General features: G+C 66.0%; 17 protein-coding genes and 2 pseudogenes. 2 read left to right on the forward strand and 17 right to left on the reverse strand.

What is annotated here, in order from left to right:
- Window positions 1-18: 18 nt before the first annotated feature.
- From A5782_RS17210 to A5782_RS17215, 3 genes and pseudogenes are all read right to left on the reverse strand, one after another.
- A complete protein-coding gene (locus A5782_RS17210) occupies window positions 19-915 on the reverse strand; it encodes a DUF4436 domain-containing protein (RefSeq protein ID WP_067103133.1) in 897 nt (298 codons plus the stop codon).
- A 304-nt stretch (window positions 916-1,219) separates the two neighbouring features.
- Window positions 1,220-1,404, reverse strand: a pseudogene (locus tag A5782_RS25660) (formylglycine-generating enzyme family protein); the annotation flags it as partial.
- A gap of 18 nt (window positions 1,405-1,422) precedes the next feature.
- Window positions 1,423-2,367 (reverse strand): DUF4436 domain-containing protein, encoded by a 945-nt coding sequence (locus A5782_RS17215; protein WP_067102763.1) that lies wholly within the window; start codon window positions 2,365-2,367, stop codon window positions 1,423-1,425.
- A 258-nt stretch (window positions 2,368-2,625) separates the two neighbouring features.
- Between A5782_RS17215 and pstS the strand changes: the two genes are divergently transcribed.
- A complete protein-coding gene (gene pstS, locus A5782_RS17220) occupies window positions 2,626-3,762 on the forward strand; it encodes a phosphate ABC transporter substrate-binding protein PstS (RefSeq protein ID WP_369815645.1) in 1,137 nt (378 codons plus the stop codon).
- 6 nt (window positions 3,763-3,768) lie between these two features.
- Here pstS and A5782_RS17225 read toward each other — a convergent pair whose 3' ends face one another.
- The 13 genes from A5782_RS17225 to rpsJ form a co-directional block, all read right to left on the reverse strand.
- On the reverse strand, window positions 3,769-4,695 hold the full coding sequence (locus A5782_RS17225) for a DUF4436 domain-containing protein (protein WP_067102765.1): 927 nt from the start codon (window positions 4,693-4,695) through the stop codon (window positions 3,769-3,771).
- A gap of 126 nt (window positions 4,696-4,821) precedes the next feature.
- Entirely contained in the window at window positions 4,822-7,191 is a 2,370-nt protein-coding gene (locus tag A5782_RS17230; protein WP_067102767.1) for an arylsulfatase, read from the reverse strand.
- 90 nt (window positions 7,192-7,281) lie between these two features.
- Entirely contained in the window at window positions 7,282-7,638 is a 357-nt protein-coding gene (rpsQ, locus tag A5782_RS17235; RefSeq protein ID WP_067102769.1) for a 30S ribosomal protein S17, read from the reverse strand.
- Window positions 7,638-7,871 (reverse strand): 50S ribosomal protein L29, encoded by a 234-nt coding sequence (rpmC, locus tag A5782_RS17240; RefSeq protein WP_007773580.1) that lies wholly within the window; start codon window positions 7,869-7,871, stop codon window positions 7,638-7,640. Before rpmC ends, rpsQ begins: the two co-directional genes overlap by 1 nt.
- Window positions 7,871-8,287 carry a 50S ribosomal protein L16 gene (gene rplP / locus A5782_RS17245; protein ID WP_067102771.1) on the reverse strand — a complete coding sequence of 139 codons (417 nt, stop codon included), beginning with the start codon at window positions 8,285-8,287 and terminating at the stop codon, window positions 7,871-7,873. Before rplP ends, rpmC begins: the two co-directional genes overlap by 1 nt.
- A 3-nt stretch (window positions 8,288-8,290) precedes the next feature.
- Window positions 8,291-9,127, reverse strand: a complete 837-nt coding sequence (gene rpsC / locus A5782_RS17250; protein WP_067102773.1) for a 30S ribosomal protein S3 — start codon at window positions 9,125-9,127, stop codon at window positions 8,291-8,293.
- Window positions 9,127-9,678, reverse strand: a complete 552-nt coding sequence (gene rplV / locus A5782_RS17255; RefSeq protein ID WP_067102775.1) for a 50S ribosomal protein L22 — start codon at window positions 9,676-9,678, stop codon at window positions 9,127-9,129. Before rplV ends, rpsC begins: the two co-directional genes overlap by 1 nt.
- On the reverse strand, window positions 9,675-9,956 hold the full coding sequence (rpsS, locus tag A5782_RS17260) for a 30S ribosomal protein S19 (protein WP_007773585.1): 282 nt from the start codon (window positions 9,954-9,956) through the stop codon (window positions 9,675-9,677). The genes rplV and rpsS overlap by 4 nt, the downstream gene beginning before the upstream one ends.
- A 17-nt stretch (window positions 9,957-9,973) precedes the next feature.
- The gene (gene rplB, locus A5782_RS17265) at window positions 9,974-10,816 is read right to left on the reverse strand and encodes a 50S ribosomal protein L2 (RefSeq protein WP_067102777.1); all 843 of its coding nucleotides are present in this window, start codon (window positions 10,814-10,816) and stop codon (window positions 9,974-9,976) included.
- 28 nt (window positions 10,817-10,844) lie between these two features.
- Window positions 10,845-11,147 (reverse strand): 50S ribosomal protein L23, encoded by a 303-nt coding sequence (gene rplW / locus A5782_RS17270; protein ID WP_007773589.1) that lies wholly within the window; start codon window positions 11,145-11,147, stop codon window positions 10,845-10,847.
- Window positions 11,147-11,815, reverse strand: coding sequence for a 50S ribosomal protein L4 (rplD, locus tag A5782_RS17275; RefSeq protein WP_067102779.1), 669 nt, complete (start codon window positions 11,813-11,815; stop codon window positions 11,147-11,149). The genes rplW and rplD overlap by 1 nt, the downstream gene beginning before the upstream one ends.
- The gene (gene rplC / locus A5782_RS17280; RefSeq protein WP_067102781.1) at window positions 11,815-12,468 is read right to left on the reverse strand and encodes a 50S ribosomal protein L3; all 654 of its coding nucleotides are present in this window, start codon (window positions 12,466-12,468) and stop codon (window positions 11,815-11,817) included. The genes rplD and rplC overlap by 1 nt, the downstream gene beginning before the upstream one ends.
- 13 nt (window positions 12,469-12,481) lie before the next feature.
- Window positions 12,482-12,787 carry a 30S ribosomal protein S10 gene (gene rpsJ / locus A5782_RS17285; protein ID WP_003873519.1) on the reverse strand — a complete coding sequence of 102 codons (306 nt, stop codon included), beginning with the start codon at window positions 12,785-12,787 and terminating at the stop codon, window positions 12,482-12,484.
- Window positions 12,788-12,959: 172 nt separating this feature from the next.
- Here rpsJ and A5782_RS27335 point away from each other — a divergent pair.
- A pseudogene (locus A5782_RS27335) lies at window positions 12,960-13,168 on the forward strand (hypothetical protein).
- A gap of 55 nt (window positions 13,169-13,223) precedes the next feature.
- Here the strand turns inward: A5782_RS27335 and A5782_RS17290 are convergent.
- The gene (locus A5782_RS17290; RefSeq protein ID WP_197694267.1) at window positions 13,224-13,823 is read right to left on the reverse strand and encodes a TetR/AcrR family transcriptional regulator; all 600 of its coding nucleotides are present in this window, start codon (window positions 13,821-13,823) and stop codon (window positions 13,224-13,226) included.
- Window positions 13,824-13,937: the final 114 nt, after the last annotated feature.

The following is a 13,937-nucleotide window of genomic DNA, read 5'->3' on the forward strand; positions in this document are numbered from 1 at the left end:
GCCACGGGGCTCCGACATTCAGTCGCCCTGCCGCATCCACGCGATGATGTACAGGGTCATCGCAGTGACCAGCGCGATGAGCACCCACTGCACGATCGCCTGGTCGATCCACGACCCCGGCGGGGGCGCCCCGGGGAGGATGTTGCGCAGCGGGACGATCGCGAACAGGTTCGCGGCGTACCAGGTGGCGAACGGCGGCAGGAACTTCCTTCGGCCCATCGCCATCGGAATGGCGACCAGCAGGGCCAACGTGGGCAGGCTGATCAACACCAGGCATATCCCGAGGTCGAAGATCAGCGGACCCTTGGCCCGCTTCAGCGTGATCACCACGTTGCCGTTGTCGGTCGCGCGGGAGGTGGGCAGCGCGCTCGGGTCGTGCACCCGGTTGACGCTGACCTGCCAGCCGTCCAGCGCGCCGGTCACTTCGACGCGGGCGGGCACCTTCTTGCGGTTGTCGCCGGTCCCGACGAAGGCGTCGGCCGCGATCGGCTCGGTCTGGTAGGAGTCGAACGGCCAGTTACCGGGGTCGCCGTGGGCTTCGATGGTGGTGCTGAGTTGGGCCGGCGCCTTGCCCTTGGGATATTGCAGATCGCCCAGATCGCTTGTGGGATACAGGCGCACCGCGACGTCATTGGCCAGCACGTCAAAACGGTTGTCGTACTGAGCAACTCCTGGATAGGCGAGCACCTCGACGGAGAGCCGGTTTGCGACCGGCTTCAACTCTTCGAGGCGCAACTGCACGATCGTGGCGTCGCCGCCGCCCTGGCTCAGGTCCAGTGGTGGCAGCGGGCCCTCCGACCGCTGCAGAAAATGCACGCCGAAAAGTGACAGGACATAGACGACGATGACCGCCGCGAGAATGCACACGCCGATCGCGATCCGCGGCGCCTCGCGCTGCTTCTTGGTGGGGGGCACCGGAGCCGGCTGCTCCGCCGGCGCAACCGGGCTCGGGGCCTCGGTGGTCACCGGACGCCGCCGCGAGCAACAGCGCACCGGGGGCGTCGTGCGGCTTGCTGGCACCGGACCGGCAGCCCTGGCGAAATCCGGCCGAAACGGAGCGACACGTCGTCAGATGCTAGCGAATCACGGGGCCGTGCGCGCGACGAAATCCCCTGGCTGGAAACGCAAGAGGCGTTTGTCACCTCCCGGCCATCCGCCGTTCACGTCACCGGCCGGCAACGCCCGCGCGCAACGGGCCGACACGGGCGCTAGGGATTTGCTAGCTAGATGACGAGTCCGCCACGCAGCGAAACCCGATGTGGGTCGTCGCTGAGCCCGCGATTGCGGTGATCGGGCCGCCGGAAGGTAGCGGTGGCAGTACTCCGGCACGCACCGGTGGCAGCTCCCCTTCAGCCTCTGGTTGACGGACGGATCGGCGGGGCCCGACGGCGCGCAGCAGGACTTGGGCGGCCCATCGAGCGCCTACTCGGATTGCCGATACCAGGTCAGCATGTACAGGGCCATCGCCGCGACCAGCGCGATCAACACCCAGATCACCAGGACTTGGTCGATCCATGCGCCCGGTGGGGGCGCCCCTGGCAAGAAGTTGCGAATGGGGATGACGGCGAACAACATGGCGGCAAACCACGTCACGAACGGCGGCACGAATTTCCTTCTTCCCAAGGCGATTTGGATGACCACGGCAAAAGCCAACGCGGGCAGCGCGAAAAGGACCAAACAAATTCCCAGGTCGAAGATCAACGGCCCCTTGGCCCGGTGCAAGGTGATGATGACGTTGTCGGCGCGATCCGAATCCTGACTGGCTTCGCCGACGCGCTGAACGCTGACGTCCCAGCCGTCCAAGCCGCCGGTGACCTCCACCCGCGCGGGTATGTAGCGGCGCGCATCACCCTGGCCGACAAGCACATCGGCGGACAGGGCATCGGTGCGGTAGGAATCGAACGGCCAGTTGTTGGGGTCGCCGTGTGCCTCGACGGTGGTCGCGACCTGCGCAGGCGACTTGCCGGCGGGGTACTGCAGGTCGCCGAGGTCGTTCGGCGGATCCATCCGCACCGCGGTGTCGGTCTTGAGCACCTCGAGGCGTTTGTCGAACATCGACTCCTCGGGGATCACCAACACCTTCACCGTCAATCGGTTCGCGGTGGTGTCCAGCTTTTCCAGACGCACCAGCACGACCGTGTCATTGGTGGCATTGAGGTCCGGTGGTTTGAGCGGCCCGCCCGATTTCGCCAGCAGATGCACGCCGAACAGCGACAGGGCGTACACGGCGACGAAACCCGCGACGGCGGCCAGAACAATGCCCCTGCGCCGCTTGTGCCGGTCGGGCACGGCCGCGGGCGGAGGTGTTGGGAGTGATTGCTCCGACGGCGCCGGATGCGGTGGCGAGGGTGGCGCTTGGTGGGTCATCGGTCAATACCTCCGGTGGGGAATTCGAGCACTCGAGGACGGATGCTAGCGAACTCCCGAACGAGGCGGGGTGACTTTGGGATTTCGTCATGTCTAGGTAATTTTCGCCGCTTTGTCGAGAGCCGCTCACCGCGCCAGCGAAACCCGCTCGGCGCCCCGGCGACAGCGGCCAAGCCGCGCGCGCAAACCTGGTGCGGCGTGCCGCCGGGCGCACCAGTTCATCCGGCGTTTGTTTGCCTGTTAATGCGGTGGCGGTAAATGTCGGGTGTGAAGCGCAATCGTCCGGCACTGGCCACCGGCGTTCTGGCGGCCGCCGCCATGCTGGTCTCGGCATGCAGCGACTCATCCGCGAGCCTGCCGTACACCGCCGGGGCCAAGGTCGACTGTGGCGGCACCCAGGCCCTGGCCGCCAGCGGCTCGACCGCGCAGGCCAACGCGATGACCCGGTTCATCGACGCCTATCGCCATGCCTGCGCCGGGCAGACCCTGAACTACACCGCCAACGGGTCGGGCAACGGCATCGCCGACTTCCTGGCCGGCAGAACGGATTTCGCAGGATCGGACACACCGCTGTCGGGCGACCAATACGCCACCGCCAAGCGGCGCTGCGGCGGTGCCGACGCCTGGAACCTGCCGGTGGTGTTCGGCCCGCTAGCCATCACCTACAACCTCGCCACCGTCGACTCCCTGGTGCTCGACGCGCCCACACTGGCCAAGATCTTCAACGGCACCGTCACGCGCTGGGACCACCCGGCCCTGACCTCGCTCAACGCCTCCATGCCGGCCGAGGACATTCACGTCATCTACCGCAGCGACGGGTCGGGCACCACCGACAACTTTCAGGCCTACCTGCAGTCCGCGTCCGGCGGGGCGTGGGGCAAGGGTGCGGGCAAGACCTTCAACGGCGGCGTCGGTGCCGGCGCCGTCGGCAACACCGGCACCGCGGCCGCCGTGAAGAGCACCGAGGGCGCCATCGGTTACAACGAACTGTCGTTCGCTCTTGCGCAAGGCCTGTTCGCCGCCGACATCAAGACGCCGGCGAGCCGTAGGTCGTTGCGTCCGGTGCGGATCGGCACCGACACGGTCGGCAAAACCATCAAGGGCGCCATGATCACCGGCGCCGGCAACGACCTGGTGCTCGACCTGTCGTCGTTCTACAACCCCGCCCAGCCCGACGTCTACCCGATCGTGTTGGCCACCTACGAAATCGTCTGCGCCAAGTACCCCACCGACGATGTGGCCAAGGCGGTCAAGGCTTTTCTGCAGGCGGCCATCGGTCCCGGCCAGATCGAACTGGCCAGGAACGGCTACATCCCGTTGTCGCCCGCCTTCCAGGCGCGGGTGTCCAGCGCGGTCGACGCGATCAGTTCCGCGAACGCACCGAAAGCAGAATGACCGAGTTCAGGTCTTAGTGGGCGTTTTTCGATCGCGTTGTCGCCACCAGCCGACCAGGAACAGCGTCAGCGCGGCGACCAGTCCGATCAACACCCACAGCACGATGGCCTGATCCACCCACGAGCCGTAGGGTGGGCTGCCCGGCAGGATGTTACGCAGCGGGACAATGGCGAAAAGCATTGCGCCGTACCACGTGGTGAGAGGCGGCAGGAACGACGTCCTGCCCAGCGCCACCGGAATGGCGACCCATAGGGCCAAGACGGGCAGCGAGATCAAGACCAGGCAGATGCCGACGTCGAAGATGAGCTGCCCCTTGGCCCGCTGCAGCGTGATGACCAAGTCGTCCTTGAGATCTGGGTTGCTGTCTTCGGCGTCGTGGACGCGGGTGACGGTGGCATCCCACCCGTCCAGTCCTCCGGTGGCTTCGACGCGGGCGGCCGTCTTCTCCTTGCTGGAGCCGGACCCGGTGAACACATCGGCCGAGATGACTCCGGTTCGGTAGGAATCGAACGGCCAGTTCGCGGGATCGCCGTGCGCCTCGATGGTGGTGGTCACCTGCGCGGGCGCCTTGCCGACGGGGTACTGCAGGTCACCCAGGTCGTTATCGGGATACAACCGGACCGCCGCGTCGGTGGTCAGCACGCCGAAGTTCTTGTCGTACAACGTGTCTTTGGGGTAGACCAGCACATTGACCGTCAACCGGTTCGCGACGGTGTCCAGTTTCTCCAGCCGCACCTGCACGACGCTGTCCTCGGCCTCGACCTTGCTCAGGTCCACCGCGGGCAGTGGGGGCGCCGATTTGGCCAACAGATGCACGGCGATCAGCGACAGCACGTAGATGACGATGAGGGAGGCGACGATCCCGAACGCGATCGCGATTTGCCGTCCTCGAGCACCGGTGGGTACCGGCGGCGCCGGCGGCCCGGCAGTCATTGGGGCATCACGCAGCGTGATGCTAGCAGCGCAGACCCGACTTTTCAGCGGATAACGATGACGGCTTACCGCGCATCGGTTTGCTCAGCGGACGACGGAATCGGCGATTTCCCTTTTACCTACGGATCAGTCCCGCGAAAAGGCAAGCGCGACCTCGGTTTCCACGTCCACGTAGGGCCGGCCGGACAGGTCGACGGTGACCTGGGTGATGGTGCCGCCGGTGAACGTGAATGGTGCCTTATAGCGGCTGGACACTCCCGATCCGCCGTTGCGCCCGACCGTGATACCGGCACCCGCCAGCCCGAAGGTGCCGGGATGGGTGGCCACCCCGGTCAGCGTGCCGACGACCTTGTCGTCGATGAACAATGTGACGTCGCCCAGCGGCGTATGGCTGTTCTCGACCGTTCCGGTGCGTGAATAGCTGGCGCCGAACAGATGTCTGCCCAGGGGCACGGCCTCGGACGAGGAGACCTCCTGCTGACGCTCGCCGAGGAAGTTGTACACGTAGTGCAGCCGGCCGTCCTGGATGAACAGCACATGCCCGCCGTGCGCGCCGCCCTGCTTGAACAGCACCCCCTCGGCACCGATCGTGTCGATCGTCACCTCGGCGAGCACCGAGAACGACCGGCCGCGGATTTCAGCGGCGGCACCGATGCTCACATCCGCGCAGTCGGGGTAATAGATGTAGCTGCTCCGGTCGCTGACCAGATACGGCCGCGACCGCCCCAGGGTCTCCAGAATGTTCAAATCCGACAACGGCAGCCCGTTGTATTTGGCTGCCTCCGAGAACCACAGCGCCTTGAGTTCTTCGAGTTTGTCCGGGTTTTCGGAGGCCAGGTCGTGGCACTGGCTGCGGTCGGCCTCGATGTGAAACAGTTCCCAGCGGTCGGCATCGAAGTGCGACCAGCCGGCCGGTGTCGCCGCATGCACGGTGTTGGCGAACCAGCCCTGATGCCAGATCCCGCGGGTACCCAGCATGGTGTAGAACTGGGTGCTCTTTCCGGTGGCCGCGGCGGGATCGGCAAGGGCCGCTTTGAAACTCATGCCGTCCAGCGGCTTCTGAGTGATGCCCTTGACGGTTTCCGGAGGGGTCATGCCCAGCAGGTCGTAGACGGTCGGGGTGATGTCGCAGACGTTGACGTAATTGTCGCGGACTTCCCCGTGTGCGCCAATGCCGTTGGGCCACGAGATGATTGCCGTGTCGGCGATGCCACCCTCATGGGAGGCGTATCGCTTGTACAGCTTGTAGGGCGTGTTGAAGGCCATCGCCCAGCCGATCGGGTAGTGGTTGTAGGTCTGCGGACCGCCGAGGTGTTCGAACACCTTCATGCTCTCTTCGACGGTGTCGATGTAGCCGTTGAAGAACTTGCCCTCGTTGACCGACCCGTTCGGGCCGCCCTCACCGCTGGCGCCGTTGTCGGAGATCACCACGACGATGGTGTTGTCCAGCTGACCCGATTCCTCGAGATAGTCCAGGATCCGACCGATCTGGGCGTCGGTGTAACTCAGGAACCCCGCGAACACTTCGGCCATCCGCGAAAACAGCTTCTTCTCTTCGTCGTTGAGCGAATCCCAGGGCCGTACCGTGTCCTGCAACGGCCACGGTTCACCGCTCGGTCCCGTCACGTCGAGATACGGATTGACCGGCGACAGCTCGGTGTCGGCCGGCACGATCCCCAGCGACTTCTGCCGTTCCAGCACGATCTCGCGGTAGCGCTCGTAACCCATGTCGAAGCGGCCGGCGTATCGGTCCGCCCACTCTGTGAAGACGTGATGCGGTGCGTGCCCTGCCCCGGGGCACACGTAGGAGAACCAAGGCTTCTCGGGCGCAATCACTTTGGCGTCGCGGATGAATTCGATCGTCTTGTCGGCGATGTCCTTGGAGAGGTGATAGCCGTCCTCCGGGGTGCCCGGCGGGGTCACCGGATGGTTGTCGTACACGAGGTCGGGATACCACTGATCGGTTTCACCACCCAGGAATCCGTAGAACCGTTCGAAGCCCCGCGAGGTCGGCCAGTGCCGCTTCGTCGAGGCGAGGTTCGATTCCTCGAGGGGGGTCAGGTGCCACTTGCCCACGCAGTAGGTGTTGTATCCCTGTTCGGCGAGAGCCTCGGAGAGCAGCCCGGTTTCAAACGGTATGCGGCCGTTCGCGTTGGGGAAGCCCTCGGTGAACTCCTCGATGGTGGCCATGCCGACGGTCGTGGCGTTACGCCCGGTGAGCAACGACGCCCGGGTCGGCGAGCACAGCGCGGTGGTGTGAAACTGCGAGAGTCGAATGCCACGCTCGGCGATGCGCGACATGGCGGGCATCTCCACCAAACCGCCGAAGCAGTCCCAGGTCGCGATGCCCGTGTCGTCCCACACCAGGTACAGCACGTTCGGTGCGTTCGCAGGCGCGGTCGGTGCGGCGTAGGGGCCCCAGTCCGGTTCGGAATCCCGGATGTCGAGCTCGACCTTGCCTCTGAATTCCCCGGATTGCCCCGACCCAGCCACCATCGTCAGCCTCACTCTCGTAGCGGACTCGCGCCGAACGTGCGTGAAGACTACACCCGGGGCCGGGCGTTGTGGTGTTGGTCGTGCGGGGGCTTACTTAGCCTTTTCCAGAATTTCGACGAGCCGCCAACGCTTGGTCGCCGAGGTAGGGCGGGTCTCCATCAGCGAGACGCGGTCACCGATGCCTGCGGCGCTGTTCTCGTCGTGCGCCTTGACCTTCGTGGTGGTCCGGATGATCTTGCCGTACAGCGGGTGACGCACGCGGTCTTCGAGCTCGACCACGATGGTCTTCTGCATCTTGTCACTCACCACGTAACCGATGCGCATCTTGCGCCGTCCCCGCACCTTCGGGTTGGGCGGAGTGTTCTTGGGGCCTTTGAGATTCCCGTCCTTCGACGCGGCCTCGGTTGCGGCGGCCTTCTTCGGCGCTGCCTTCTTGGCTTCTGCCATCACGACTCCTTACCGTCGGGCCCGGAAGCCAGGCCCAATTCTCGTTCGCGGAGCACGGTGTAGACCCGCGCGATCTCCTGACGCACCGTGCGGAGCCGGCGGTTGTTGGTGAGCTGTCCGGTCGCCATCTGGAAACGCAGATTGAACAGCTCTTCCTTGGATTCGCGCAAACGCTCGGCCAGCTCCTCTTCGGTGAGCTCACGCAGTTCGCCAGGCGAAATTCCCACTGCCATCAGAACTGATCCTCTCGAGTCACGATGCGTGCCTTGATCGGCAACTTGTGGATTGCGCGGGTCAGCGCCGCCCGAGCGATCTGCTCGTTGGGGTAGCTGAGTTCGAACAGCACCCGGCCGGGCTTGACGTTGACCACCCACCACTCCGGCGAACCCTTACCCGAACCCATGCGGGTTTCGGCGGGCTTCTTGGTCAGCGGACGGTCGGGGAAGACGTTGATCCACACCTTGCCGCCACGCTTGATGTGCCGGTTGATGGCGATACGAGCGGACTCGATCTGCCGGTTGGTGACGTAGGCGTGCTCCAGAGCCTGGATGCCGTAGTCACCAAAGCTCACCGCCGTGCCGCCACTGGCGATACCGCGCTGGCGGGGGTGGTGCTGCTTGCGGTGTTTAACCCTGCGGGGAATCAACATGATTCAGCTCTCCGTGCTTTGTGGTTCTGCAGCGGGTGCGGACTGGGCCGCCGCGGCAGTGCCCTCTTCGGCGCTTGCGGCCGCGCGGCCGGCTTCGGTGCTGGTGGCCGTGGTGCCCGATGCGCCACTGCGCCGCGGACGGGTGCCCGACGGACGCTCGCGACGCGAACGCTCGGCGCCCGCCGGTGCCGCAGCGGCCAATTCGCGCTTCCCACCGACGATGTCGCCCTTGTAGATCCACACCTTCACGCCGATCCGGCCGAAGGTGGTCTTGGCCTCGTACAGGCCGTAGTCGATGTCGGCGCGCAGCGTGTGCAGCGGAACCCGGCCCTCGCGGTAAAACTCCGAGCGGCTCATCTCGGCACCACCGAGACGGCCGGAGCACTGCACCCGGATGCCTTTGACATTGGGCTGACGCATCGCCGACTGGATGGCCTTACGCATCGCGCGGCGGAACGCCACGCGGTTGCTCAACTGCTCGGCGACGCCCTGGGCCACCAACTGTGCCTGCGACTCCGGGTTTCTGACCTCGAGGATGTTGAGCTGAACCTGCTTGCCGGTCAGCTTCTCCAGGTCGGCACGGATCCGGTCGGCCTCGGTGCCGCGGCGGCCGATGACGATGCCGGGACGCGCGGTGTGGATGTCCACCCGGACCCGGTCGCGGGTGCGCTCGATTTCCACGTCGGCGATGCCGGCCCGCTCCAGGCCGGTCGAGAGCAGCCGCCGGATCGCGACGTCTTCCTTGACGTAGTCCGCGTACTGCTTGTCGGCGTACCAGCGGGACTTCCAGTCGGTGGTGATGCCCAGCCGGAAACCGTGCGGATTGATCTTCTGGCCCACTAGTCTGAGCCTCCCTTCGCGTCAGAGGTCTCAGACGTCTTGGCTTCGGCTTTCGCCGCCTTCTTCGCGGGCGCTTTGGTGGCGGCCTTCTTGGCGGGCGCCTTGTTGGCCGGCGCTTTCTTGGCGGGTGCCTTCGCGGCGGCCTTGCTGGCCTCGGCACGACGGGCCCGGGTCGACTTCGCCGATCCCTGGTCCTTGCCCGGCCGGCTTTCCACCACGACCGTGATGTGGCTGGTGCGCTTACGGATCCGGAACGCGCGGCCCTGGGCGCGCGGACGAATGCGCTTGGCGGTGGGGCCCTCGTCGGCGTAGACGGTGGCGACCACCAAGGTCGCCGGGTCCAGTCCGTCGTTGTTCTGCGCGTTGGCCGCGGCACTGGCGATCACCTTGGCCACCGGCTCGCTGGCGGCCTGCGGAGCCCAGCGCAAGATGTCCAGCGCGTCGGCCACCGACCGGCCGCGCACCAGGTCGATGACCCGGCGCGCCTTTCTCGGCGACACCCGCACGAATCGTGCTTTGGCCACCGCCGATGGGAATTCCGTTGTGGTCATCGCCGTTTGGCCTTCCGGTCGTCCTTGATGTGTCCCTTGAAGGTGCGGGTGGGCGCGAATTCACCAAGCTTGTGACCGACCATCGCCTCGGTGACGAACACCGGGACGTGCTTGCGTCCGTCGTGGACGGCGAAGGTGTGGCCGATGAAATCAGGAATGATCGTCGAACGCCGCGACCATGTCTTGATCACCTGTTTGGTGTTCTTCTCGTTCTGCGTGTCCACCTTCTTGAGAAGGTGGCCATCGACGAACGGGCCCTTCTTCAGGCTGCGTGGCATGTGCTACTCCTGACTTCCTAGCGACCGTGCTTCTTGCCGGTGCGCCGGCGTCGGACAATGAGCTTGTTACTGGCCTTGTTCGGGTGGCGGGTGCGGCCCTCCGGCTTGCCCCACGGGCTCACCGGGTGGCGACCACCGGAGGTCTTACCCTCACCACCACCGTGCGGGTGGTCCACCGGGTTCATGACCACACCACGGACCGAAGGGCGCTTGCCCTTCCACCGCATCCGGCCGGCCTTGCCCCAGTTGATGTTCGCCTGTTCGGCGTTGCCGACCTCGCCGACCGTGGCGCGGCAACGCACGTCGACGCGGCGGATCTCGCCGCTGGGCATACGCAGCGACGCGTAGGTGCCCTCTTTACCGAGCAGCTGGATGCTCGACCCGGCCGAGCGCGCCAGCTTGGCGCCGCCGCCCGGCCGCAGTTCCACGGCGTGGACCACGGTACCGGCGGGGATGTTGCGCAGCGGCAGGTTGTTGCCCGGCTTGATGTCCGCGTTCGGGCCACACTCCACCACGTCGCCCTGCGAGAGTCCCTGCGGCGCAATGATGTAGCGCTTCTCGCCGTCCAGGAAGTGCAGCAACGCGATGTTGGCGGTCCGGTTGGGGTCGTACTCGATGTGCGCGACCTTGGCGTTCACCCCGTCCTTGTCGTTGCGACGGAAGTCGATCACCCGGTAAGCGCGCTTGTGGCCACCACCCTTGTGGCGGGTGGTGATGCGGCCGTGCGCATTTCGCCCACCACGACCGTGCAGCGGGCGCACCAGCGACTTCTCCGGGGTGGAACGAGTGACCTCGGAGAAGTCGGACACGCTCGAGCCGCGGCGGCCGGGGCTCGTCGGCTTGTACTTACGAATTGCCATGTCTAATCAGGTTTCCTCTCGCCGGCGGCTACGCCGGTGCCCCGAACAGATCGATCGGCTTGCTACCCGGCGCCAGCGTGACGATGGCCCGCTTGGTGCTCTTGCGCTTGCCGAATCCGGTCCTGGTGCGCTTGCGCTTACCTTGCCGGTTCGCGGTGTTCACCGATGCGACCTTGACGGAGAAGATCTTCTCGATCGCGATCTTGATCTGCGTCTTGTTCGAATCGGGGTGCACCACAAACGTGTACACGTTGTCGTCGAGCAGCGAATAGGACTTCTCCGAGATGACCGGGCCCAGAATGATGTCGCGGGGGTCAGTGATGGTAGCCATCAGGCCGTAACCTCCACATCCTTGTCGGCGGCACCGCCGGTGGCCCCGGCGATGTAAGCGCCCAGCGCCTCAACGCTGAACACCACGTCGTCGGAGCGCAGCACGTCATAGGTGTTGAGCTGGTCGGGAGTCAGCAGGTGCACACCGGGCAGGTTGCGCACGCTCTTGGCGCCGGCCTCGTCGCTGCGGCCGATCACGACCAGCACCTGCTTGCGGTCGGTCAGCGTGCCCAGGAACGCCCTGGCGTTCTTGGTGGACGGCGTCTGACCCGACACCAGCTCGGTGATCGCGTGGATGCGGCCGTTGCGCGCGCGGTCGGACAGTGCGCCGCGCAACGCCGCGGCGATCATCTTCTTGGGCGTGCGCTGGCTGTAGTCGCGGGGCTTGGGTCCATGCACGATGCCACCGCCGGTGAACTGCGGGGCACGGGTCGAACCCTGTCGAGCCCGGCCGGTTCCCTTCTGCCGGTACGGCTTACGGCCACCACCGCTGACGTCGCCACGCGTCTTCGTCGAGTGCGTGCCCTGACGCGCCGCCGCGCGCTGCGCGGTGACGACCTGGTGCATAAGCGCGATGTTGGCCGGCGCATCGAACAGTTCGGCCGGCAACTCGATCGAGCCCTCGACCTTGCCGTCCGGGGTCTTGACGTCAATCTTTACCGCTGCCATTACTTCTCACCTCGTTTGATCGCCGTGCGGACCACCACGAGTCCGCCGGTGCGGCCGGGGACCGCACCCTTGATCAACAGCACGCCGTTCTCGGCATCGACCTTGTGCACCACCAGGTTCTGCACGGTCACCCGGTCACTACCCATCCGGCCGGCCATCCGGGTGCCCTTGAAGACGCGCGCGGGGGTGGCGCAGCCACCGATGGAACCGGGACGACGGTGCACCGCCTGGGCACCGTGGCTGGCACCCTGACCACTGAAACCGTGGCGCTTCATGGTGCCGGCGAAGCCCTTGCCTTTGGAGGTGCCCGTGACGTCGACGTACGCGCCGTCGGCGAAGATCTCCGCCGTCAGCTCCTGGCCGACTTCGTATTCGGCGGCCGCCTCGGGGTTTTCCAGCCGCAGCTCGGCCAGGTGGCGGCGCGGGTTGACGCCCGCGGCGGCGTACTGACCGGTCACCGGCTTGTTCACTTTGCGGGGACTGATCTCGCCGTAAGCCAGCTGCACGGCGCTGTAGCCGTCGCGCTCGGGGGTACGGATCCGGGTCACCACGTTCGGGCCGGCCTTGACGACCGTCACCGGCACAACCCTGTTGTTCTCGTCGAACACCTGCGTCATGCCCAGCTTGGTACCCAGAATGCCTTTTCTTGCCATGAGTCTGGATCTCCTACTGGATGTTGACGTCGACACTGGCCGGAAGGTCGATGCGCATCAGCGCGTCGACGGTCTTCGGCGTCGGGTCGAGGATGTCGATCAGCCGCTTGTGAGTGCGCATCTCGAAGTGCTCCCGCGAGTCCTTGTACTTGTGCGGAGAGCGGATGACGCAATACACGTTCTTCTCAGTCGGCAGCGGCACCGGACCTACAACGCTGGCACCCGTGCGGACGACGGTCTCGACGATCTTGCGCGCCGACGCGTCAATAGCCTCATGGTCGTAGGCCTTAAGCCTGATGCGGATCTTCTGTCCCGCCACGCTTCTCCTACCCTCACTCCTGTTGAGGCCCGGTACCCGGGCTCAAATAATCCAATGTCCTCAGTGCCACCGGCGCGCCGATCGGGCCGGCCAACTCTGGGCCGATCGAGCGTTGCGCCGGATACTGCGCCGCTGTTTACCTGTCGTGGTCCACCGGCCCCCGCGGTCGGGCGTGTCACCCTCACGCAGCCTCATCCGCGATCGAAATTCATCGCTCTCAAAGGATGGGACCGGACGCGCCCGTGTGGACGCTGGTCGTATGCCCGACCAGGCGCGAACCCGGCTCAAGGCAACCTGAACAGTATGCCTCAGATCGTGGCCCGAACAAAATTCGGCCCGGATCGCCGGCCGAATCCGCCGCGCCCCTCCCGGGGACGGTAGCAGCGGAGCTTAAATGCGCTGGTCAGAGGCCTTGAGCTCGGCGGGCGCCGGGGTCTCAGGCACCCGCCGATTCGATATCCGGTGCGCCGGCCCTGGCGCACTGTACGTGTAGGAAGCCGTCGACGGCCGCCAGCGCGCATTGGTGGTAGTCGAAATCGGGGAGGGTGGACAAGCGGCCCAGCACCAGGGGCCCGATGAGCAGGGCGATCGCCCTCGACCGGTCCACCTCCCCCAGCTCGGCGGCCTCCGGGCTGTCGAAGATCACGTCGAAGGGCTCCGCGTACTGCTGGGCGATGCGCTCGCGCAGGGTGGTAATCGCCGCGCTGTCGGCGTTGTGGCTGTGCCGGGGCTCGGGCATGCCTTCCAGATCGCGACCCAGCGCGAGCCAGGACATGGCGGTCATGACGGTCGGGGCCAGCGCCACCGCTTCGGCCTGAGCCAGCACCACCGCGACCAGACGGTCGCGCAGCGAACCCTCGGCCGGCGGGGTGGGTGACGCCGGTATCAGGCTGTTGAAAGCCGCTGCCAGTAAATCGTTTCCGCTCGGGAAGTGGCGATACAGGGTTGCCCGGGCGACGTTGGCGGTGCGGGTGACCGCGTCGACCGTCACCGCACTGGGACCCCCGGCACGCAGCAACGTGACGGCGGCTTCCAACAGCCTGGCCCGCGACCTCGCCGGGCGCGGATCGGACGTCCCGGTGGTAATTGCGCCCACCTCCTGTTTGAAAACGAGACTATTGGTCTACCTACAAGACTGTTGGTCTCGAAA

Origin of the sequence: Mycobacterium sp. 852002-40037_SCH5390672 (assembly GCF_001665875.1) — a bacterium.
Taxonomy (GTDB): Bacteria; Actinomycetota; Actinomycetes; order Mycobacteriales; family Mycobacteriaceae; genus Mycobacterium.